Raw genomic sequence first — 20,496 nt, 5'->3', positions numbered from 1 at the left:
TAAAAGACTAATGACGGTTATGTGTTGAAGTTTAGCCTAGCCCTTGAGCTTCTCGGCAATCCAGATGGTGTGGCGGGTGCCTTTGTTGCCGTGGGCGAAGACCTGCACTTCTTCGGCCTTGAAGCCGGCCTTTTTCAGCTTGTCGGAAAACTGCCGGTCAGCGCTGGCCGACCATACCGCCAGCACGCCCTTGGGTCGCAGGGCCTTGGCGCAGGCGCTCAGGCCACCGGCGGAGTAGAGCCAGCTATTGGCTTTCTGGGTCAGGCCTTCGGGACCGTTGTCGACGTCGAGCATGATTGCGTCGAAACCCTGCGGCTCGGCTTGCAGCACCTTGGCCACGTCTTCCATGCGGATCACCGTACGCGGGTCGAGCAATGGGTTGCCGGCTTTTTCCCCCAACGGCCCACGGTTCCACTCCACCACGCCGGGCACCAGTTCGGCGACCACCACTTCAGCGGTCTTGCCCAAATGCTTGAGCGCCGAGGCGAGGGTGAAGCCCATGCCCAGGCCGCCGATCAATACCCGCGAATTCGGCCGGCCGGCGACCTTGCGGCAGGGGATTTGCGCCAGGGCATCTTCGGAGCCGTGCATGCGGGTGTTCATCAACTGCCCGCCATCGCCGCCCTGAATCTTGATGACGAAGTCCTCGCCGTATTCGAACAGGCACAGGGCACCGCCGTTTTCAGGAATGGGGGTGGTGTCGAGCAGAACGAAACGTTTCATGGGGCTCTCTTGGGGAGAAATGGACAGACGGAAGAAGGCAAACGAACGCGGTTGGGAGTAGCCTGCAATTGACTACAAGGCCAACGGAGCCATTGATGAAGCGCACCATTCTAACGGTCATTGCCCTGGCCGCGCTCTCGATAACTGCAGTGCAGGCCCAGGAGCAGCAAACCATCCCCACCGGCCCCACGCCGATACCCGGTTCGCCCGGCACTGCCACGCCGACGCCGTACCCGCAGATTACCCCGACCACAGTGCCCAAGACCGGCAACGGTGGGCCACCGTTGTTGCCGCCGATCGAAATGCCCAACCCGCCCAAGGACCAGACCTTGCCGGGCCTTGAGCCGAGCACGACGAAAATCAAAACGCCGGGCGGATAGTGTCTAAATCTGCTGCGAGAGCAGTTGCCCGTCGGCCATGCGCAAGCGTTTGGAGAGGGAGACGGCGAGGGCGCGGATGATCTTGGCGGCGATTTTCGGCGCTTCGTTGAGCATCTTTTCCAGGGAGTCCTTGCCCAGGTTGAGCAACTGGCAGTTGCTCGCGGCCACACAACTGGCTGAGCGCCGTTCGCCGTCGAGCACGGCCATTTCGCCGAACGCCCGACCGCTGCGCAAGGTGGCCATGGTCACCGGTTGCCCTTCGCTGTTGGTCTTCTGCACCGCAACCTGGCCGGTGTGGATGATGCACATGAAACTGCCGGCATCGCCCTCATGGAAGATCTCTTCGCCTTCGGCGATGGTGCTGATGCTGAAGTAACCTGAAGCCGCCACGAAGTCGGCCGGCAGCAGTTGATCGAACAGGCCGCAGTCCATCAGCCAGTCGCGAATTTCTTTGTTCAGTAAGGTCGGTTCTGACATGTCGTCACGGTCTTTTTCTTGTGTCTGTTGCTGTTCCAGGCGCGCCCGGCGTCTGGTGTTAAGACCGGGACGCCGGGCCAAGTTCCTCAGGCAATGCCCAAAACCTTCAAAACAAATGCGTATTCGAGGGCTACGTCACGTAATCCCTGGTAGCGACCGCTCATCCCGCCATGCCCGGCGCCCAATTCAGTCTTGAGCAGCAGGGGATTGGTGTCGGTTTTGGTCGCGCGCAATTTCGCCACCCACTTGGCCGCTTCCCAGTACTGCACGCGACTGTCGTTGTAGCCGGCGATCACCAGCGTTGCCGGATAGGCTTGCGCGGTGACGTTTTCATACGGGGCGTAGGCCTTGATCCGATCATAGACGTCTGGCTCTTGCGGGTTGCCCCATTCGTCGTATTCGGTGACGGTCAGCGGCAACTCCGGGTCGAGCATGGTGTTGAGCACGTCGACGAACGGCACTTCGGCTATTGCCGCACCGAACAGCTCCGGCCGCTGATTGAGCACCGCGCCGATCAGCAGGCCACCGGCGCTGCCGCCACTGATTGCCAGCTGCGATGAGGTGGTGAAACCGTTGGCGATCAGGTGTTCGGCGCAGGCGATGAAGTCGCTGAAAGTGTTGTGCTTGTGTTCCTGCTTGCCGGCGCGATACCAGGCTTCACCCAATTCACCGCCGCCGCGAACATGCGCGATGGCAAACGCCATGCCGCGATCCAGCAGGCTCAGGCGGGCGTGGGAGAACCACGGGTCGAGGCTTTCGCCGTAAGCGCCATATCCGTACAGATAAAGTGGCGTCGGTTTACCGAGGAATTCGCGTTTGACCACCAGGCTGATCGGCACTTGTGTACCGTCCGGCGCCGTCGCCCAAAGCCGCTGGCTGACGTACGCGTCGGCGTCGAACGGGCCGAGCACCGGGGTTTCCTTGAGGACTTTCTGCTCGCCGGTGGCCAGGATCAGTTGACGGATTTGCGCCGGACGGTTCAAAGCCTCGTAGCGCAGACGGATTCTGTCGCTGACAAATTCCAGGCTGTTCTGCACATGCAGGCTGTAGGCCGCGTCCGGTAATTGCACGCGATACGGCGCCAGGCCTTGTGGGCGGACTTCAATGATCGGCAGGCCGCCTTCACGCAGGCTCAAGGTCATGGCCTCGGCGTTCAGGCTCATGCCATCGATCATCACCGCGTCGCTGTGGGGGATCAGGTTCTGCCAGTCGGCTTCGGTCGGCGCGACGCCGGTGTCGGCGGCCTGGTACAGGGCGAAGTTGATGCCGTCGCGGTTGGTGCGGATCAACCACGTCCACTCGCCATCGAGTTTGCCGTGGTCGACATCGTACTCATGGTCTTCGACCCGTGGTGCCAGGCAGGTAAAGGCCTGATGGGGCAGCGAGGCGTCGAGCACCCAGACTTCGCTGGTGGTCTTGCTGCCCAGCGACAGCAGCAATTGCCGTTCGGAACTTGAGCGGTAGCAATGCAGGAAGAATCGGCCGTCCGGTTCATGGAACACTTCTTCGGCGGCGGTGCCGTCCAGCCGATAGCGGAACAGTTTGTGCGGGCGATGGGTGTCGTCGAGTTCACCGAAGAACAGCGTCAGGCTGTCATTGGCCCAGGTCATGCTGCCGTCGCAGTCCTGGAATTCCAGTTCGCTGACGCGGCCGCTGGACAACTCCTTCACGAACAGCGTGTAAACCTCCTCGCCACTGGAATCGATGCTGTAGGCCAGGCGCTGGTGGTCCGGGCTGACGCTGAACGCGCCCAGGGAAAAGAAACCGCCCTTGGCCAGCACGTTCGGATCGAGTAGCAGGAGTTCCTGGCTTTCGTCGATGTGCAGGCTGCCATCGGTCGGAAGTGGGCAGCGGTAATGACGGGCGTATTCGTCGCCGGCCGTGGTGCGGGTGTAATACAGGTACGGGCCCCAGGGCGAGGGCAGCGACAGATCGGTTTCGAGAATCCGCCCCTTGATCTCTTCGAACAGGATTTCGCGCAGCCCGGCCTGATCGGCGGTTTGCGCCTCCTGATAGCGGTTTTCAGCTTTCAAGTAATCGAGCACTGCGTCGGTGTCGCGCTCCTGCAGCCAGGCATACGGGTCATCGCCGTCGGCCTTGTGGGCAATGGGCGCGTCGGAAACGTTGGCGGATAGGGGCATGAAGGACTCTCGAACGTTGTACGAAATTGGGGGATCGCAGACGGCGGGGCAGCCTGAAGTGCGAAAAGTCGTTACTATAAGCGCCTCTTTGCCTGCCTTGCCATGGACACCATGACCGAGAACGACTATCTGATCGCTTGGGGCCTCTACGCCTTTGCCGCTTTAGGCTGCCTGTTGGTGTGGATGCGCATCACCCGCTGGATGTGGCGTTGGCTGCGTGAGCCGCTGCGGCTGCTGATGGCAGTGTCGCTGTTCAGCCCGACCATCATTGACCCGGTGAAGGAAAAGGTCGCCCCGGCCATTGCCATTACTGTGCTGGATCTGCTGTTCAAGGTCGGCAACAACGCCTGGCGGGCGATTTCCGACCTGTTCATGTACAGCATGATTGCCTTCGGCCTTTACCTGGTTCTCGTGGCGATCCGTTTCCCCATCGAGCGCGCGTCCAAGGCTCGCAAGGAGCGGGCAGAGGCGGCCAAGGCTGCGGCGCGCACCGACGAACCCGAAGGCGATCAACCGTTCGGCGGTGCCGGCGATGATCGTTACGGTCGGCCACCGGTGCCGAGCAACCCGCAGCGACTGCGGGTCGAGCCGCGTCTGTAACTGTGCCCCTGCATTGAATCGAGAGTCCGAGCATGTGTGAGTTATTGGGCATGAGCGCCAATGTCCCGACCGATATCGTGTTCAGCTTCACCGGGCTGATGCAGCGCGGCGGCCGCACCGGACCGCACCGTGACGGTTGGGGCATCGCTTTCTATGAAGGCCGTGGCCTGCGCCTGTTCCAGGACCCGGCGGCGAGCAGCGAGTCGGAAGTGGCGAACCTGGTGCAGCGCTATCCGATCAAGAGCGAAGTGGTGATCGGCCACATCCGCCAGGCCAATGTCGGCAAGGTCTGCCTGTCCAACACCCATCCGTTTGTGCGCGAGTTGTGGGGCCGCAACTGGTGTTTCGCCCACAATGGCCAGTTGGCCGACTTCAACCCGACCGCCAGTTTCTACCGCCCCGTCGGCGATACCGACAGCGAAGCGGCGTTCTGCGACTTGCTCAACCGGGTACGCGCTGCATTCCCTGAGCCGGTAGAGATCGAAGAACTGCTGCCGGACCTGGTGGCCGCTTGCGCCGAGTACCGCAGCAAAGGCGTGTTCAACTGCTTGCTCAGCGACGGCGACTGGCTGTTCTGCTACTGCTCGACCAAACTGGCGCAAATCACTCGCCGTGCCCCGTTCGGCCCGGCACGCTTGAAGGACGTCGATGTGATCGTCGACTTCCAGGCTGAAACCACGCCCAACGACGTGGTTACAGTGATCGCCACCGAACCCTTGACCGAAAACGAAACCTGGACCCGCTACGAACCGGGCCAATGGAGCCTCTGGCGACGCGGTGAATGCGTCAGCCAGGGCAATACCGAATAAGGATCTCTCCCCCCATGTTGCTCAGTTATCTACGGCTGGTGTTGTTTGCGGCAGGCCTGTTGATCGGCGTCCAGGTGCCTGGGTTCATCAGTGACTATGCCAAGCGGGTCGAAGCGCATCTGATCGAGGCGCAGAGCGGTTTGAGCGGTTTTCAGGGCACTGCCGATCAGTTTTTCAAGGGCGACATGCAGGCGTTGGTGGCCCATTACCGTGCCAGCGAAGACCCGATCTTTCGCAGCGATGCCGACAGCCTGAGCGCCTTGCTCACCCGTCAACTGGCCCTCGACAAGCAATTCCAGGCCATGCAGGGCCCGTGGTACATCCGCTTCCTGCAAGTGGTGCTGGCGGCCGACCCGGATATTCGCAAGGAAACCTGGAACGGCTACAGCTACCAGATCCTGCTGACGCCGGAAGCGATGATCTGGGGCATGAGCGGCGCGTTGCTGCTGTCGTTCGGCATTGAATGCCTGTTCCGACTGATCGACTGGGTGGTGCTGGGCGGCAAGCGCCTGCGCCAGAGCCGGCCGATCGAAGAGCGGGATTTGCGCGGGTTGTAACACTGGAGCCGACTTGCCGGCGATTGCCGCGAGATCGCATCGCTGGCAAGCCGGCTCCTGTTTTTACCAATCGACCGAGTAGCTCATGCTCAGCGTGCGGCCTTCGGCATTGGCGTACGGCGCTCTGGCGTTGGCTTGGGTGAACAGGTTCTGGTACGTGCGATTGGTCAGGTTGTACACGCCGCCTTCAAGACGACCGACCGGCAGTTGCACGGAGCCGAGCAGGTCCACCAGCGTATAACCTTCGATGTCGCGTCCATTGTCGTCCTTGGCGGCGGCATCGTAATTGGCCAAACGCATGCCTTGCAGGCGAAGCGTGTAGTCGTCTTCGGTGTAGCCGACGAACAGTGTGGTCTTGGCGGGTGAGATGCGTGTGGCCGGCAGATCGATCCATTTGCCGTTCTGCTCGGTCTCGCCTTTGGCCCAGGCATAAGTGCCACCCACCGACCAGTGATCGGTCGCGCGGTAGGTCAGGCTGTTTTCGATGCCGCGAACTCGCTCTTTCTGGTTGATCAGGCGCAATACTCGATCATTGGCATCGTAGAACTGGGTCACGTCCGAGGTGTTTTCGTACACGGTGACGTCGGCCTGCCACTGGTCCCAGTTGCCACGCCAGCCCAACTCGTAACTGTCGACCTTGATGGCCTGGGCGTTAAGACTCTGGATGTCGAAGGTGCTGCTGACGTCACGCATGAAGCGCTGGATATCCGGCAGCGAAAACCCCTGGCTGTAATTGGCGAAGACGTCCTGGTTTTCACTCAGGTGGTAGACCGCCCCCAGGTTGTACAGCGTGGCGTCGTATTTGAGGGTGTCACCGGGCAGCGTTGCGCGTATGCCGGTCTGGACGATCTGACCGTAGGCGATGCTGTCGGAGACGTCGCTTTCGATCCATTCACGGCGCACTCCGCCACGCAAGGTCCAGTCTCCGATGTCCCAGGACATCTGTCCGAACAGCGATTTGGTGGTGGTTTCGATGTCCGGGCCCAGCTCGTAGGTGGTGCCGGTCTTGGTGTAGTTCAGGCCATTGAGCGTGTATTGATCACCTCGTTGACGGGAGCGCTCATTGTCATAGTCGGCGCCCCAGACCAGATTGCCCGTGGCGCTTCCGATCGCCGGCAGCGGCGTGTCGATGGCCGCGCGCAGGCCGTAGACGTCCTGCACACTGTTGTTGTTGGAGATCCCGGCTCTGCCTCGCGACAGGTCTGGAAAGAACAGTGCATCGGCGCGGCGCCAGTAGCTTTCCAGTTGCAGGCCCTGACCGTAGAAGTCCTTGTCGGTGTAGTTGAGATTGACCGCCTGGTTATGGGTATAGGGTTGGTCGTCGAGTTTCAGCCCTTTGACGGCCACCGCTTGCTGCGAGTTTTTCGGGTCTTTGGTGTAGCCGGTGTCCTGCTGGTCCTTGTAGTCCTGCAGCGACAGGCTGATTTTCTTGTCGGCATCCAGTTCGTAACCGAAACGACCTTGCAGGTCATAGGTTTCGGTGTCCATGTTGCTGCCCTGGGAGGTGTCCTGGGGGATGCGGTTGCCGTTGCCGTCGAACTGGTCGTTGCGCTGGGTCAGGTCGGCGGACACATACCAGTCCAACGCATCCTTGCGCCCGGTGGCACTCTGGAAAGCTTCGTAGGCGAAGCCTTTTCTATTGAGGTTGTTACCGCTGGTCAGGCCCAGTTTGCTGCTGTAGGCAATGTCCTGGCCCTGATTGCGCTTGGTGATGATGTTGATGATGCCGCCTGAAGCACCGGCCCCGTAAATGCTGCTGGCGCCGGAGATCACTTCGATGCGTTCGATGCTGGCCGGGGCGATGCTGTTGAGCTGGCGGAAGTTGTCACGCGTGGCGTTCTGCGATACGCCGTCGATCAACACCAGCATGTTACGCCCGCGCAGGGTCTGGCCGAAGTTGCTCATCCCGCCGCTCGATGGCGCAATACCCGGGACCAATTGCCCGAGGATGTCGGAGACCCGGCGACCCGCGCCGCTCTGCTCACGGACTTGCTGCTCGTCGATCACCTGGACCGAGCCCGGAATCGAAGCGATGCTCGCTTCGCTGCGAGTCGCGGACACGACGGTGGCTTGCATGTTCAAGGTGCCGGGCTGCTGTTCGGTGTCCTCGGCCCAGGCCTGGGCGCTGAAGGTGCCAAGTAGCGGGATCAGCAGGGAGAGTTTGGTTCGGGTCATGACGTGGTCTTTTTTAGTTGTGATAAGTGTGGGGCGATAAGGTCGAGCGGTCAGGCGTGGCGTTGAACGACCGCACCCAGCGGATGCCGATGGCGGCTATGGCGTAGGTCAGCGCCACCAGCCAGAAACTGTGGGCCAGGCCCACCAGGCCCATGCCGATGCCGCCAAGGACGACACCGAGCAGAGCACCAGCCTTTGCCGCGCTGTTACCGAGGCCGAGCGCGAAGCCCTGCTGGGTGATGGAAACGGTGTTGGCGATCAGGGCATAGGCGACGGGCAGCAGGGCGCCTTGCCAGATGCCCCAGACGAGTCGGCTGACGAGAAAGCCCAGCCATTCATTGGCCAATGCCGTGGCCGCCAGCGTCAGGGCACATAACCAGGCCACGCCTTCGATTACGCGCAAGGTGTAGGCCGGCTGCCAGCGGTCGAACAGGCGTCCCCACAGCGGGGCGGAAATGGCCAGGGTCGCGGCGCTCGCCGCGTAGGTGGCACCGATCAGCCAGCTTGGGGCATGCAGAATGTTCGCGACATATAGGGCGTAGAACGACTGCGGCATCATCTTCGCCGCCTGAATCAACACGATCACCAACAGGATTCCACTGAGCCAGCCTTTGGGCAGGGCCACCGGCTCAACAGGTTTTTTCTTCGCGGTTCGCGCCTTGTCGGCCGGCAGGAAAAAACTCCCCAGTGCGCACAGCAGGCAAATCACCGTCGCGCCATAACACAGCAAGGCAAACCCCGAGACGTCCATCAGCCAGCCACCCAGCACCGGGCCGATCAACGAGCCGACGGCGGTTGCCGATTGCAGGCGGGCCAGGGTGTGACCCCGTCTGGCACCGTCGCAGCAGGCCAAGGCATAGGCTTGCGCGGCCGCGAGAAAACCGGCCAACGCGCCTTGCATCACGCGAATACCCACCAGCAGCCACGGGTCGAGGGTGATGGCCGCCAAGCCTTGGCACAGCGCGAGGGCCAGCAACGCCCGAACAATCATCGGTTTGTGCCCGGTGCGATCCCCCAATCGGCCCCACAGGGGGGTCAGCAGCATGGCCGCCAGCATCGGGCCGGCATAGACCATCGCCGATAACAGCGCGGTGTAGCCGGCGCCTTCGGGCCCGAGCAGATGCTGGATCTGCAAGGGCCAGAACGGGCCGCTCATTTCCATTGCGCCCATGGAGACAAACTGGATGACGATCAGCAGTCGCAAGGCGCGACCGTCAGCGAGCATGGGTGTTGGGTCGCAGCGGGTTACTCAGGCGTCCGACGATGTCGGCATGACTGTCGAGCAAGCGCATGCGCATGAACGATTTGGCGGGCCAATCCTGTTCCAGCAAGGCCTGGCGCTCGCTTTCCCAGCGTGCCGGTTCAACGCGCTCGCGCAAGCTCTCGAAGCACTGTGCAACGTGCGCTGCCAATCGCTCCCACAGGATATTTTCCGGCACATTCCAGTGGCGGGCACAAAGCAACGTCAGCTCACCGAGGTGGCACATGAAGGTGGTGTGCAGGAGTTTGTCGCGGACAAACCCTGCGTCGTCATACAGGGTCATTTTCGGATCGTGCAGCTGGATATCCAGACCCTTGGCGTGCAGGGTTTTGCGATCGATACGAACGTCGCCGAAATCACGCAACAGCAGCCGATTCAGCTGCCCGTCAGCGCCCATCACCATGAAACTGTTTTGCTGGTGCGCTTCGAACGCCACGCCGTACATCAGATAGATGCCCAGCAGACTTGGTACGGCAATCGACAGGTAATCATCGAAGAACGTCAGCATGGCCTCGCTGTCGTCCCGGCCTTGAGCCAGTCTGACCCAATCACGCAGCAACGGTTGTTCGAATTCGTTGACGGCGAACAGGCTGCCGACCGGCACCGCCAACTCGCCTGCTTGCAGCAGGGTCAGCGGGTTGTCGCGATACAGCACGCCAGCATGCCGGGAGCGTTCGTCATCGGCCGGCAGTGGTGCGTAATGCACGCCGATGCGCTCTGGAACGATGTTCAGCAGGCGTTGAATCTGCGGTTCCTGATCGAGGATATCCAATACCAGTTGGCTGATGCGCGGACCCATCCGGGCCGAGCGCGGCGACACGGTGCGCTGCACGCTGGTCAGGCGCAAAGCCACCGGCAGTTTGACCATCGGTGCCGTGCGACTGGCCTGCGGCAGGACCGTGCGGAAGGACATGGTCGGGTGGCCGGTAAACGCCACGATGTCAGTGACGATCAGCAGGTTGTCGGCGATCTCGTTGGCGAATGAATGTGGCAGCTCTTCATGGGCTTGCCATGGGTGCGACGGCAGCGGGAGGTAGTCCTTTGCGTCCAGGCCCAGCTGCTGCAAATGGCGTTGCAATTGCTCGGCGGCTTGTGGGAAGTGACCTTGCCACCAATCCCAGTAGTCCGTGGTGCCAGCCAGCGCTTCAACATGTGCGTACTGGCGGTGCAGGGCGCACAGCACGATCGGAAAACTCGCTTCGAATTCTGGCGAGAAAGCGATGACCTGAGCGGCGCTCAAGCCCAGTTTGGTCTTGTAGTTCGGGTGCCACGGATGGCCGAGAGTCCCCCACTGTTCGAGCAGCGATGTAGGGTTCTGGTGGCAGGGGCTGGCTTTGAGCCAGGCGAGCAGATTGTCATCGTATCCGGTGTCGATCTGCTCTCTCAGGCGCTCGGTCCATCCGTGGTGAAACGCCAGGCACAGGGTGTCGTTGCTGAAGCTGTCATCCAGCTCCCGGGCCAGACGTTCCAGTACCTGCGGGGAGGCTGGCGGATTGAGCTGAGTGCTGAGGTGAGCGAGCAGTTCGCTGGGCAACTGGATTTTGTGCGGCAGTTTGTCGGGGGTGTGCAGGACGATGCTGCCGCGTACGTCCCAGCTGTTCATTCTGCTGCTGGACAAATGCTCGAAGCAAAGGTGCGCGCCATCGCCAAGCGGCAGCCAGCAGCGGCTAGTGTCGTCGTATTCGCAGGTGTCGGGATCAATCAGCTCTTCACGGAACAGCGCCTGGATCAGGCGTTGGAAACAGCGCTGGGCGGCGGGCTCCAGGGCATTGCTCAAATGATCGAGCGTGATGCGGTGGGACTGGAAAGCCTGAGTACCGAGAGCTTCGCTCCAGTGAGCGAGCAATTGCTGCTGTTGTTGCGTGTAATCGCGCATCAGGTCCGACTCCTTCTGGACAATTGATTCTGAAAGCGCGCAAAGAATACCGTTTTGAAAAATTAATGCAAATGATAGTGGTTCATATTTACACTTAGGAAAATGCCTTTCAGGCTCTGGCCTGCGGTTTGCTCAAGACGATGTAGTGCTCGCCCACTTTCTGCGCATAACACTCCACGACTTGCTGACACAGCGCCACGATTTCTTCGACCCACTCCACACCCACCCGCCACGACACCACCACCGGCAAATTCGCTGGTCGCTGATCGATGGCCAGCAAGGTCAACTCTCCCCGGGCCAATTCCTCGGCCACCAGCACGGGCGACAGTGCGCCTATACCGAAACCGTCCCGCAGCAATCGGGTAATCGCCGACACCGAGTTCACGCAGTTCAGCCGTGGCGCCATGACCCCGTTGGCCTGCATCAGGCTCAAGATGTCCTGGTGCGGACGGGAGTTTTTCGAATAGGTGATGATCCGCTCCCGCGCCAGGTCGGCGACACCTGAATACTCACGGTTGTAGATGGAGTTGCTGGCCACGATCCAGCCCATCGGATGACTGGCCAGCTCCAGGCTGCGCACGCTTTCCTGGCGCAGCAGGTCGGTTTGCAGGATCAGATCGAGAAAGCCTTTTTGCAGCTGATCGCAGAGGTTGAGCGCGGTATCGGCCACCAGCTCGATTTCCACCAGCGGATAGTGATCCATCATCTGTGCCACCAAGGGGCTGAGCCAGGTGTGGATCACCGTGTCCATGACGCCGATCCGCACCCGCCCGGCCTTGCTCGAACGCGTTTCGATCGACTGCTTGAGCGACTGCATCGTGTCCATCATCTGCTCGGCATATTCGAGCACTTTCAGGCCTTCGGGGGTCAGGCTCACGCCGCGGGAGTCGCGCAGAAACAGCTTCACCCCAAGCTCGCTTTCGAGCACGGCGATGCGGCTGGAAATCGACGCCTGGGTGGTGAAGAGCTTGTCCGCCGTCAGGCGAAAACTCTTGAGTCGGGCGACCCAGACAAACGTCTCGAGAAACTTCAGGTTCATGGGGTCAGCTCGTGGATAAAGTTTTTCTTATGTCTAGGGCGGGGTTTTATTAGTTGGACGCAGCGGGGCCAACCGCCCAAAAATCAGGCCATCCGGTTCCCACGATAGGCGTCGTCGGGGCTCAGAACAATACCAATAAAATATGCACGGAGATTTTGCCATGAGTGCGCCCGACACCCTCGATATCCCCAAGTCCACGGCTCGCCCGGGACCTTTTGACTGGTACCGCAACATCAACAAGCAGGAGCGTCGCACGTTCTGGAGCTGCAAGATCGGCTATGGCCTGGACGGCATGGACACCCAGATGCTCAGCTTCGTGGTGCCGACCCTGATTGCCATGTGGGGCATCACCACCGGCCAGGCCGGGCTGATCCACACCAGCACCCTGATCGCCTCGGCTATTGGTGGTTGGGTGGCGGGGATTCTCTCCGACCGCATCGGTCGGGTGCGTACCTTGCAACTGACAGTGCTGTGGTTTGCGTTCTTCACTTTCCTCTGCGGCTTCGCCCAGAACTACGAGCAACTGTTGATCAGCCGCACGTTGATGGGCTTCGGTTTCGGTGGTGAATGGACCGCTGGCGCGGTGCTGATGGGCGAAGTAATTCGCGCCAAGGACCGTGGCAAAGCCGTCGGCATGGTGCAATCGGGTTGGGCATTGGGTTGGGGGCTGACAGCCATTCTGTATGCGCTGCTGTTCTCGGTGTTGCCGCCCGAAGACGCCTGGCGTGCGCTGTTCATTCTTGGCATCGTGCCGGCGATTTTCGTGATCTTCGTCCGTCGCCTGGTCAAGGACCCGGAAATCTACCGCGAAGCCAAAGCCAGGCAAGAGCCAGGCAACCCGGCGAAGTTCTACGAGATTTTCGCCCCCGGCATCCTCTTCACCACGATTCGCGCGTCGATACTGACCACCGGCGCACTCGGCGGTTACTACGCGATCACCTCCTGGCTGCCGACGTTTCTGAAGAACGAGCGGGGCTTGAGCGTACTCGGCACGGGCGGTTATCTGGCGATGGTGATCATCGGGTCTTACGTCGGTTATGTAATCAGCGCGTATCTGACTGACATCCTTGGTCGTAAAAAGAACTTCATTCTGTTTGCCGTCGGCTCGTTCACCATTGTTTTGCTGTACACCCAATTGCCGGTCAGCAACGGCGTGATGCTCTGGCTGGGCTTCCCCTTGGGCTTCTTCGCTTCGGGGATTTTCAGCGGCATGGGTTCGTTTCTGACCGAGTTGTTTCCAACGCGGATTCGCGGCTCGGGCCAGGGTTTTTGCTACAACATCGGTCGGGCACTGGCGGCGTTGTTTCCGCTGCTGATCGGCTTGCTCAGTCAGAAGGTGCCATTGAGCGTGGGAATCGGGGCTTTCGCGGCGGTGTCCTACGGGGTGGTGATCCTGGCGGCGCTCAGCTTGCCGGAAACCTGTGGTAAACAACTCGACGCCGAATAACCGAATGTCCGGTAACTGATAATCTGAGGGGCAGATGCCCTTCAGCTAAAAAGACAAAAGCCTACAGGAGTGTTCACCGTGAACCGCCTGCTATTGAACTGCGACATCGGCGAGAGTTTCGGCAACTGGACCATGGGTCTGGACGCCGAGGTCATGCCCTTCATCGACTGCGCCAACATCGCCTGCGGTTTCCATGCCGGCGACCCGAGCATCATGCGCAAGACCGTCAGCCTGGCCCTGAGCAACGGCGTGCAGATCGGCGCGCATCCGGCCTATCAGGATCTGGTCGGTTTCGGCCGCCGCTCCATGGCGTATACCGCCCAGGAACTGCAGGACCTGTTGCACTACCAGATTGGTGCCCTCGACGGCATTTGCCGGGCTCAGGGCGGGCGGGTGAGTTACGTCAAACCCCACGGCGCGATGTACAACGACATGATGGCCAACCCGGCGCAATTGCGCGCGGTGATCCAGGCCGTGGCGGCCTATGACCGGACACTGCCGCTGATGCTGATGGCCACCCGCGACAACAGCGCCGCCCAGCAGTTGGGCGACGAATACGGTGTGACCCTGTGGTTTGAAGCCTTCGCCGATCGCGCTTACGACAGCGCCGGAATGCTGGTCTCGCGGCAACTGCCGGGTGCCGTGCATCACGATCCCGAGAAAATCATCGAACAGGCGCTGATCATTGCCCGCGGTGACAACCTCACGGCCAGCGATGGCAGCGCCTTGCACCTGCAGGCCAATACCTTGTGCGTACACGGCGACAACGCCAGTTCGGTGGCCGCCGTGCGGCGCATTCGCGAGGCCTTGAATCAGCAGAGCGCATCATGAAGCCACGGGTGGAAGTGGTGGCGCTCGATTGCCTGATGGTGCGCCTGTTCGATGAAATTGCCGAGGCCAACATGCCGTGGATGCTGGCTGCCAGTGAGCGTTTGCGAGAAGCATTCGCCAGCCATTTGATCGATCTGGTGCCGTCCTACACGACGCTGATGGTGCATTACGATCTGATGGCATTGAACCCGGCCCAGGCCCGGGAGTTGATCGCTCAAGCCCTGATCGATCTGACGCCCAACGCTCGGGCCAAGGGTAAATGCCATGTGCTGCCGGTCTGGTATGACCCGAGTGTCGGTCCGGAACTTGGCTTGTTATCTCAACGCAGCGGACTAACGGTGCAAGAGGTAATCCGCCGCCATAGCGAACACGAGTATCAAGTGTTCGCGTTGGGCTTCGCGCCGGGGTTCGCGTTCATGGGGTTGGTGGAAGAAGTGTTGGCCGCACCGCGTCTGAGTACCCCGCGCAAAAAAGTCGCCGCCGGCAGTGTCGGCATCGCCGAACGCCAGACGGCGGCTTATCCGGTAGTGTCCCCCGGCGGCTGGAACCTGATCGGTCGCACACCGGCCAAATTGTTCGACCGTGAACGCGACGGCTACAGCTTGATGCAACCGGGCGACACGGTGCGCTTCGAGGCGGTCAGTCATGCCGAGTTCATCAACCTGGGCGGTGACGACACGCCGTTGGAGACCTTGGCATGAGCCGACTGACGATTGAAGCAAGTACACCGCTTTGCCTGTTGCAGGACGCCGGGCGATTTGGTGTGCGGCATCTGGGCGTGACCCAGGGCGGCGGACTGGATTGGCGATCGATGTCGTGGGCCAATTGGCTGTTGGGTAACGGGCTGGATGCGTCGGTGATCGAAATTACCCTCGGCGGGTTCAGTGTGGTGGCCGAGGACGATTGCTTGCTGGCATTGGCTGGTGCCGATCTTGGGGCGCAGATTGATGGCCAGCCCTTGGCGCCGTGGCGCAGTTTCAAACTGGGCAAAGGTCAACGATTGCAATTCACGCAACCGTTGCTTGGCGCTCGGGCGTACCTCGCGGCACCAGGCGGGTTTGATGCGCCGAAGGTGCTGGGCAGCACTGCGACTGTGGTGCGTGAGGAACTCGGCGGCCTCGACGGCATGGGCCGGGCGTTGGCCAAGGGATCGTCGTTGAAGTACTCCACCGAGGCGCCGCTGCTGGTACGGGAACTGCCTCGCGAGCACGTTCCGGATTTCAACCTCGATACGCCGCTGGACCTGGTGCTTGGTGCGCAAATCGGTGAATTCAGCGGGCAGAGTCTGTTTGACGCATTCAACAGCGTCTGGACCCTCGACAGTCGCGCCGATCGCATGGGCATTCGTCTGTTGGGAGCGGCATTGCAGTATCAGGGCAAGCCGATGATTTCCGAAGGCATCCCGCTGGGGGCGGTCCAGGTGCCGCCGGATGGGCAGCCGATTGTGCTGCTCAATGACCGGCAGACCATTGGCGGTTATCCGCGGTTGGGGGCGTTGACACCGTTGGCGTTGGCGCGGCTGGCGCAGTGTCTGCCGGGGGCGACGGTGCGGTTGAAACCGGTGGTGCAGGACGTCGCGCATCGCGAACAAGTCGAGTATTTGCGCCGGTTTTAACTGTGGCAAGGGGGCGTTCCGACAAGCCCCCCTCGCCATAGATGCAATGCTCTACTTGGAAAGAAACCGCATCCCTTCCTCCAACCCCCGCAACGTCAGCGGATACATTTGATCATCGATCAAATCCCGCACGATGTTGGTCGACGAGGTATAGCCCCAGGTGTCTTTCGGGTACGGGTTGATCCAGATGAGCTTCTTGTACTTTTCCTTGAAGCGCTGCATCCACACGTAACCGGCTTCTTCGTTCCAGTGCTCGACGCTGCCGCCGGCCTGGGTGATTTCATAGGGCGCCATGGCGGCGTCGCCGATGAAGATCACTTTGTAGTCGGCGCCGTACTTGTGCAGCAAGTCCTGGGTGGCGGTGCGCTCGGAGGTGCGGCGCATGTTGTTCTTCCACACCGATTCATAAATGAAGTTGTGGAAGTAGAAGTACTCCAGATGCTTGAACTCGGTCTTGCAGGCCGAGAACAGCTCTTCGCAGATCTTCACGTGGGCATCCATCGAGCCGCCGATGTCGAACAGCAGCAGCAACTTGACGGTGTTGCGCCGCTCCGGACGCATCTGGATGTTCAACAACCCGGCATCGCGCGCGGTGTGGTCGATGGTGCCGTCGATGTCCAGTTCTTCCGCCGCGCCCTGACGGGCGAATTTACGCAAGCGACGCAGGGCGACCTTGATGTTGCGCGTGCCCAGTTCCACCGAATCGTCGAGGTTCTTGTACTCGCGCTGATCCCAGACTTTCACCGCTTTGCCCTGACGCTTACCGGCATCGCCGACCCGAATGCCTTCCGGGTTGAAACCGCCGGAACCGAACGGGCTGGTGCCGCCGGTGCCGATCCATTTGTTGCCGCCGGCATGGCGTTCTTTCTGTTCTTCCAGGCGCTTCTTGAACTCTTCGATCAGCTTGTCCAGGCCGCCGAGGGACTGGATCGCGGCCCGCTCTTCGTCGGTCAGGGAGCGTTCGAATTCCTTGCGCAGCCAGTCTTCGGGGATCAACGCCTGAAGGTGATCGTCGAGTTTTTCCAGGCCATTGAAGTAGGCACCGAACGCCCGGTCGAACTTGTCGAAATGCCGTTCGTCCTTCACCAGGATCGCCCGCGACAAGTAATAAAACTCGTCCATGTCGGCGAAGGTCACGCGCTGTTTCAGCGCGTTGATCAGGTCCAGCAGCTCACGCACCGAGACCGGCACCTTGGCTGCGCGCATTTCGTTGAACAGATTGAGCAGCATGGCGATCGCCCTTATTGGTACTTAGCGAGTGCCGCGACGGCTCATGAACGCCAGACGTTCAAGCAATTGCACGTCCTGTTCGTTCTTCACCAGGGCGCCTGCCAGCGGCGGAATGGCCTTGGTCGGATCGCGTTCGCGCAGCACCGCTTCGCCGATGTTGTCGGCCATCAGCAGTTTCAGCCAGTCCACCAGTTCGGAGGTCGAGGGCTTCTTCTTCAGGCCCGGCACCTTGCGCACGTCGAAGAACACGTCCAGCGCTTCGCTGACCAGGTCTTTCTTGATGTCCGGGTAGTGCACGTCGACGATCTTCTGCAGCGTCACCCGATCCGGGAACGCGATGTAATGGAAGAAGCAGCGGCGCAGGAAGGCGTCCGGCAGTTCTTTTTCGTTGTTGGAGGTAATGATGATGATCGGACGTTTCTTGGCCTTGATGGTCTCGTCGATCTCGTAAACGTAGAACTCCATCCTGTCGAGTTCTTGCAGCAAGTCGTTGGGGAACTCGATGTCGGCCTTGTCGATTTCGTCGATCAGCAGAATCACCCGCTCTTCGGACTCGAACGCCTCCCAGAGCTTGCCCTTTTTCAGGTAGTTGCGAACGTCGTGGACCTTGTCCACGCCCAGTTGCGAATCCCGCAGGCGGCTGACCGCGTCGTATTCGTACAGGCCTTGATGCGCCTTGGTGGTGGACTTGATGTGCCAGGTAATCAACTTGGCGCCGAAGGACTCGGCCAGTTGCTCTGCGAGCATGGTCTTGCCGGTGCCTGGCTCACCCTTGACCAGCAGTGGCCGCTCCAGGGTGATAGCGGCGTTGACCGCCAGCTTCAGGTCATCGGTGGCGACGTAGGCCTGGGTGCCTTCGAACTTCATCTGCTAATCCTCGAACGGTAACGCCGACCTGAGCGAGGCAGGGCGGGGCGCAATAAATGGTCAGGCTCGACTATAACGCGCAGCCCGGTCGACTGTGAACGCAGACGGGTTATTCAGTCTCTGAATGGGGCGTCACTTCGTGACTCATCCCGCATCCGGTTTGGGTCGTTCGTACTGGGCATTGAACGCCTGGATGAAACCGTTGCGTAAAATCTGCAAAAACGCCTCGAACGCGCTGATATTCCGCTGATGCACGTTGCCCTTGAGTTCGACGCGAGTGGCGAATTGGTTTTTCGCCTGGTTCTTCAATACATTCTGGGTGCCGCCGACGAGCGCTTCCCAAATGGAGCGGAAAATCCCTTTGTCTTTGTTCTCCACGTCCTGTTGCCAATTGAACACTTCGACGTCCCGCAACAGTGGCTTGATGTAGCCGGTGAGTTGACCCTTATTGGCTTTGGCCTCGATGACCAGGTCGCCATGGCCGGCATTGAAGTCGAACTTGCCGTAGGCCGACGCGAAGTCGTTCAGGCGTTTGAGTTCAAGGTCCCTGGCGCGCAGGCGGAACTCGAAGTCTTCGAAATTGCTCAGCGGATCGAAGGTTGCCGTTGTTTCCAGCGGTGCATTCCCCGGTAACAGCGCCTTGCCATCGAAACGGGCATCGCGTTTGCCTTTGGTGTCGACTACGTTGGTCAGGTTGTAAATGTTGGCATTGACCTGAGTAGCGCTCAGGTTCACGGGTGGTTTTGAATTGAAGTTGTGAAAGGTGACCCGGCCATCGTTGATCCGCACTTCGTTCAGGGTAATCGGCAGCAATTTTTCCAACTGTGCCCGCCAGTCGGTGCCCTGACCGGTCTGGGAGTTTTTCTTGTTGGCGCCGCCATCGACGAAGTTCACCTCGGGTTTGTCGAACTGCGCCTTGGCCACCACGGCGTGGTCGTACCAAAGTGAGTGCCAGCTGACGGAGAGGTCGATCAATGGCGCGTTGACGAATGGCACCGGGACCTTGCCTTCGACCTTGACGATTTTCAACCCGTTGATTTTGTAGGCGCCACGCCACAGGGCCAGGTCCACGTCGGTAACCTGCCCGCGATAGTCGCCCATGTTGGCCAATCGCTCGTTCAGGTAGTCACGCACGATGTAGGGCAGGGCGATATGCACGGCAACCAGCAACATGAGGAGGCCGGCGAGGGTCAACAGGGGCCAACTGTATCGACGCTTCATGGCGGCAAATCTCTGGCGGTGTAAAGCGGTTGACTGCTATGGCAGCCGGACGTTCGACTGACTGGACGACCACGAGCAACAGGCATACCTTGGAGGGCTAATTCAACGCGGTATAAGGACCCAGCCATGAGCCGTATCTATGCTGACAACGCCCATTCCATCGGCAATACGCCGCTGGTGCAGATCAACCGTATCGCCCCGCGCGGTGTCACCATTCTGGCCAAGATCGAAGGGCGCAACCCTGGATATTCGGTCAAGTGCCGAATCGGCGCGAACATGATCTGGGATGCTGAAAGCAGCGGTAAACTCAAGCCCGGCATGACCATCATCGAACCGACCTCGGGCAATACCGGTATCGGCCTGGCATTCGTTGCCGCCGCCCGTGGTTATCGGTTGATGTTGACCATGCCTGCGTCCATGAGCATCGAACGACGCAAGGTGCTCAAGGCCCTTGGCGCCGAACTGGTGTTGACGGAGCCGGCCAAGGGCATGAAAGGCGCGATCGAGAAAGCTGCCGAAATCCTCGCCAGTGATCCGTCCACCTACTTCATGCCGGGGCAGTTCGAAAACCCGGCCAACCCGGCCATCCACGAAAAAACCACCGGCCCGGAAATCTGGAACGACACCGACGGTGCGGTCGACGTGCTGGTGGCGGGCGTCGGAACGGGTGGAACCATTACCGGGGTTTCGCGGTATATCAAGAATACCCAGGGCAAACCGATTCTCTCGGTGGCGGTGGAGCCAATGGTGTCCCCGGTGATCACCCAGGCGATCGCTGGGGAAGAGATCAAACCGAGCCCCCACAAGATCCAGGGCATCGGCGCTGGTTTTGTGCCCAAGAACCTGGACCTGTCGATGGTCGACCGAGTGGAATTGGTCAGCGACGACGAATCCAAGGCGATGGCCCTGCGCCTGATGCAAGAAGAAGGGATTTTGAGTGGCATCTCTTGCGGCGCCGCCATGGCGGTGGCTGTACGCCTGGCCGAAACCCCGGAAATGCAGGGCAAGACCATCGTGGTGATCCTGCCCGACTCTGGCGAACGCTACCTGTCGAGCATGCTGTTCAGTGACTTGTTTACCGAACAGGAAAATCAGCAATAAGATTTTATGGCTGTTTTGAAGCCGATCAGGGGGTTGATTCAGGTCAGCCCCCGTTCAGGAACCCTATGTTAAGAAGTGCTTTATTGCACAATCCTTAACACTGAATGTTGAGTAATACGGGTTTTTCCCGAGGCCGGTAGTGTTTA

The 20,496-nt window shown here is 60.4% G+C and carries 19 protein-coding genes; 9 read left to right on the top strand and 10 right to left on the bottom strand.

Annotated elements, in window-relative coordinates; translation table 11 throughout:
* Nucleotides 1-36 precede the first annotated feature (36 nt).
* Nucleotides 37-723 (bottom strand): spermidine synthase, encoded by a 687-nt coding sequence (locus AC1DIS_RS06170; RefSeq protein ID WP_018926760.1) that lies wholly within the window; start codon nucleotides 721-723, stop codon nucleotides 37-39.
* Nucleotides 724-818: 95 nt separating this feature from the next.
* Between AC1DIS_RS06170 and AC1DIS_RS06165 the strand changes: the two genes are divergently transcribed.
* Nucleotides 819-1,103 (top strand): hypothetical protein, encoded by a 285-nt coding sequence (locus tag AC1DIS_RS06165; RefSeq protein ID WP_477743397.1) that lies wholly within the window; start codon nucleotides 819-821, stop codon nucleotides 1,101-1,103.
* Between the two features lie 3 nt (nucleotides 1,104-1,106).
* Here AC1DIS_RS06165 and AC1DIS_RS06160 read toward each other — a convergent pair whose 3' ends face one another.
* Together AC1DIS_RS06160 and AC1DIS_RS06155 are read right to left on the bottom strand one after the other, a co-directional pair.
* A complete protein-coding gene (locus AC1DIS_RS06160) occupies nucleotides 1,107-1,580 on the bottom strand; it encodes a cyclic nucleotide-binding domain-containing protein (protein WP_018926758.1) in 474 nt (157 codons plus the stop codon).
* Between the two features lie 86 nt (nucleotides 1,581-1,666).
* Entirely contained in the window at nucleotides 1,667-3,721 is a 2,055-nt protein-coding gene (locus AC1DIS_RS06155) for a S9 family peptidase (RefSeq protein ID WP_064619681.1), read from the bottom strand.
* Nucleotides 3,722-3,823: 102 nt separating this feature from the next.
* Between AC1DIS_RS06155 and AC1DIS_RS06150 the strand changes: the two genes are divergently transcribed.
* Genes AC1DIS_RS06150 through AC1DIS_RS06140 form a run of 3 tightly spaced genes read left to right on the top strand, consistent with a single transcriptional unit; the run spans nucleotide 3,824 to nucleotide 5,687 of the window.
* Nucleotides 3,824-4,321: an MFS transporter gene (locus AC1DIS_RS06150; protein ID WP_477743398.1), complete on the top strand. Its 498-nt coding sequence runs from the start codon at nucleotides 3,824-3,826 to the stop codon at nucleotides 4,319-4,321.
* A 32-nt stretch (nucleotides 4,322-4,353) separates the two neighbouring features.
* Nucleotides 4,354-5,130 (top strand): class II glutamine amidotransferase, encoded by a 777-nt coding sequence (locus AC1DIS_RS06145; protein ID WP_018926755.1) that lies wholly within the window; start codon nucleotides 4,354-4,356, stop codon nucleotides 5,128-5,130.
* Between the two features lie 14 nt (nucleotides 5,131-5,144).
* Nucleotides 5,145-5,687, top strand: coding sequence for a DUF2937 family protein (locus AC1DIS_RS06140; RefSeq protein WP_138866160.1), 543 nt, complete (start codon nucleotides 5,145-5,147; stop codon nucleotides 5,685-5,687).
* A gap of 63 nt (nucleotides 5,688-5,750) precedes the next feature.
* On the opposite strand, the gene AC1DIS_RS06135 is transcribed toward AC1DIS_RS06140, so the two are convergent.
* The 4 genes from AC1DIS_RS06135 to AC1DIS_RS06120 all read right to left on the bottom strand — a co-directional run bounded on the left by AC1DIS_RS06135 (nucleotide 5,751) and on the right by AC1DIS_RS06120 (nucleotide 12,038).
* Nucleotides 5,751-7,862 (bottom strand): TonB-dependent receptor, encoded by a 2,112-nt coding sequence (locus AC1DIS_RS06135; protein ID WP_258612571.1) that lies wholly within the window; start codon nucleotides 7,860-7,862, stop codon nucleotides 5,751-5,753.
* A 13-nt stretch (nucleotides 7,863-7,875) separates the two neighbouring features.
* Nucleotides 7,876-9,087, bottom strand: coding sequence for an MFS transporter (locus AC1DIS_RS06130; protein WP_064619677.1), 1,212 nt, complete (start codon nucleotides 9,085-9,087; stop codon nucleotides 7,876-7,878).
* Nucleotides 9,077-10,999: an IucA/IucC family protein gene (locus AC1DIS_RS06125; protein WP_111454866.1), complete on the bottom strand. Its 1,923-nt coding sequence runs from the start codon at nucleotides 10,997-10,999 to the stop codon at nucleotides 9,077-9,079. The genes AC1DIS_RS06130 and AC1DIS_RS06125 overlap by 11 nt, the downstream gene beginning before the upstream one ends.
* A gap of 109 nt (nucleotides 11,000-11,108) precedes the next feature.
* Nucleotides 11,109-12,038, bottom strand: a complete 930-nt coding sequence (locus tag AC1DIS_RS06120) for a LysR family transcriptional regulator (RefSeq protein ID WP_086944846.1) — start codon at nucleotides 12,036-12,038, stop codon at nucleotides 11,109-11,111.
* 160 nt (nucleotides 12,039-12,198) lie between these two features.
* Between AC1DIS_RS06120 and AC1DIS_RS06115 the strand changes: the two genes are divergently transcribed.
* The 4 genes from AC1DIS_RS06115 (at nucleotide 12,199) to AC1DIS_RS06100 (ending at nucleotide 15,931) form a co-directional block, all read left to right on the top strand.
* A complete protein-coding gene (locus AC1DIS_RS06115; RefSeq protein WP_086944847.1) occupies nucleotides 12,199-13,485 on the top strand; it encodes an MFS transporter in 1,287 nt (428 codons plus the stop codon).
* Nucleotides 13,486-13,563: 78 nt separating this feature from the next.
* Nucleotides 13,564-14,316, top strand: a complete 753-nt coding sequence (locus AC1DIS_RS06110) for a 5-oxoprolinase subunit PxpA (RefSeq protein ID WP_064619663.1) — start codon at nucleotides 13,564-13,566, stop codon at nucleotides 14,314-14,316.
* A complete protein-coding gene (gene pxpB, locus AC1DIS_RS06105) occupies nucleotides 14,313-15,017 on the top strand; it encodes a 5-oxoprolinase subunit PxpB (RefSeq protein ID WP_028939352.1) in 705 nt (234 codons plus the stop codon). The genes AC1DIS_RS06110 and pxpB overlap by 4 nt, the downstream gene beginning before the upstream one ends.
* Complete coding sequence (locus AC1DIS_RS06100; protein ID WP_138866155.1) at nucleotides 15,014-15,931, top strand: 5-oxoprolinase subunit C family protein; 918 nt, start codon at nucleotides 15,014-15,016, stop codon at nucleotides 15,929-15,931. Before pxpB ends, AC1DIS_RS06100 begins: the two co-directional genes overlap by 4 nt.
* Before the next feature lie 51 nt (nucleotides 15,932-15,982).
* Here the strand turns inward: AC1DIS_RS06100 and AC1DIS_RS06095 are convergent, their stop codons facing one another.
* From AC1DIS_RS06095 to AC1DIS_RS06085, 3 genes are all read right to left on the bottom strand, one after another.
* Nucleotides 15,983-17,161, bottom strand: coding sequence for a vWA domain-containing protein (locus tag AC1DIS_RS06095; RefSeq protein ID WP_007934103.1), 1,179 nt, complete (start codon nucleotides 17,159-17,161; stop codon nucleotides 15,983-15,985).
* Nucleotides 17,162-17,182: 21 nt separating this feature from the next.
* On the bottom strand, nucleotides 17,183-18,028 hold the full coding sequence (locus tag AC1DIS_RS06090) for an AAA family ATPase (protein WP_018926745.1): 846 nt from the start codon (nucleotides 18,026-18,028) through the stop codon (nucleotides 17,183-17,185).
* A 144-nt stretch (nucleotides 18,029-18,172) separates the two neighbouring features.
* Nucleotides 18,173-19,249, bottom strand: coding sequence for a DUF748 domain-containing protein (locus AC1DIS_RS06085; RefSeq protein WP_111454871.1), 1,077 nt, complete (start codon nucleotides 19,247-19,249; stop codon nucleotides 18,173-18,175).
* A gap of 126 nt (nucleotides 19,250-19,375) precedes the next feature.
* Between AC1DIS_RS06085 and cysK the strand changes: the two genes are divergently transcribed.
* A complete protein-coding gene (gene cysK / locus AC1DIS_RS06080; RefSeq protein ID WP_018926743.1) occupies nucleotides 19,376-20,350 on the top strand; it encodes a cysteine synthase A in 975 nt (324 codons plus the stop codon).
* Nucleotides 20,351-20,496 lie beyond the last annotated feature (146 nt).

The sequence above is a fragment of the Pseudomonas sp. 05N433 genome (genome assembly GCF_056396925.1).
The sequence above is the reverse complement of the archived record's forward strand: the minus strand, read 5'-3'. Positions and strand labels throughout refer to the sequence as shown.

What these genes read in the sequence shown, in the direction of transcription:
- AC1DIS_RS06170 (WP_018926760.1), bottom strand. Translation starts at nt 723, where the DNA reads ATGAAACGTTTCGTTCTGCTCGACACCACCCCCATTCCTGAAAACGGC.
- AC1DIS_RS06165 (WP_477743397.1), top strand. Translation starts at nt 819, where the DNA reads ATGAAGCGCACCATTCTAACGGTCATTGCCCTGGCCGCGCTCTCGATA.
- AC1DIS_RS06160 (WP_018926758.1), bottom strand. Translation starts at nt 1,580, where the DNA reads ATGTCAGAACCGACCTTACTGAACAAAGAAATTCGCGACTGGCTGATG.
- AC1DIS_RS06155 (WP_064619681.1), bottom strand. Translation starts at nt 3,721, where the DNA reads ATGCCCCTATCCGCCAACGTTTCCGACGCGCCCATTGCCCACAAGGCC.
- AC1DIS_RS06150 (WP_477743398.1), top strand. Translation starts at nt 3,824, where the DNA reads ATGGACACCATGACCGAGAACGACTATCTGATCGCTTGGGGCCTCTAC.
- AC1DIS_RS06145 (WP_018926755.1), top strand. Translation starts at nt 4,354, where the DNA reads ATGTGTGAGTTATTGGGCATGAGCGCCAATGTCCCGACCGATATCGTG.
- AC1DIS_RS06140 (WP_138866160.1), top strand. Translation starts at nt 5,145, where the DNA reads ATGTTGCTCAGTTATCTACGGCTGGTGTTGTTTGCGGCAGGCCTGTTG.
- AC1DIS_RS06135 (WP_258612571.1), bottom strand. Translation starts at nt 7,862, where the DNA reads ATGACCCGAACCAAACTCTCCCTGCTGATCCCGCTACTTGGCACCTTC.
- AC1DIS_RS06130 (WP_064619677.1), bottom strand. Translation starts at nt 9,087, where the DNA reads ATGCTCGCTGACGGTCGCGCCTTGCGACTGCTGATCGTCATCCAGTTT.
- AC1DIS_RS06125 (WP_111454866.1), bottom strand. Translation starts at nt 10,999, where the DNA reads ATGCGCGATTACACGCAACAACAGCAGCAATTGCTCGCTCACTGGAGC.
- AC1DIS_RS06120 (WP_086944846.1), bottom strand. Translation starts at nt 12,038, where the DNA reads ATGAACCTGAAGTTTCTCGAGACGTTTGTCTGGGTCGCCCGACTCAAG.
- AC1DIS_RS06115 (WP_086944847.1), top strand. Translation starts at nt 12,199, where the DNA reads ATGAGTGCGCCCGACACCCTCGATATCCCCAAGTCCACGGCTCGCCCG.
- pxpB (WP_028939352.1), top strand. Translation starts at nt 14,313, where the DNA reads ATGAAGCCACGGGTGGAAGTGGTGGCGCTCGATTGCCTGATGGTGCGC.
- AC1DIS_RS06100 (WP_138866155.1), top strand. Translation starts at nt 15,014, where the DNA reads ATGAGCCGACTGACGATTGAAGCAAGTACACCGCTTTGCCTGTTGCAG.
- AC1DIS_RS06095 (WP_007934103.1), bottom strand. Translation starts at nt 17,161, where the DNA reads ATGCTGCTCAATCTGTTCAACGAAATGCGCGCAGCCAAGGTGCCGGTC.
- AC1DIS_RS06090 (WP_018926745.1), bottom strand. Translation starts at nt 18,028, where the DNA reads ATGAAGTTCGAAGGCACCCAGGCCTACGTCGCCACCGATGACCTGAAG.
- AC1DIS_RS06085 (WP_111454871.1), bottom strand. Translation starts at nt 19,249, where the DNA reads ATGAAGCGTCGATACAGTTGGCCCCTGTTGACCCTCGCCGGCCTCCTC.
- cysK (WP_018926743.1), top strand. Translation starts at nt 19,376, where the DNA reads ATGAGCCGTATCTATGCTGACAACGCCCATTCCATCGGCAATACGCCG.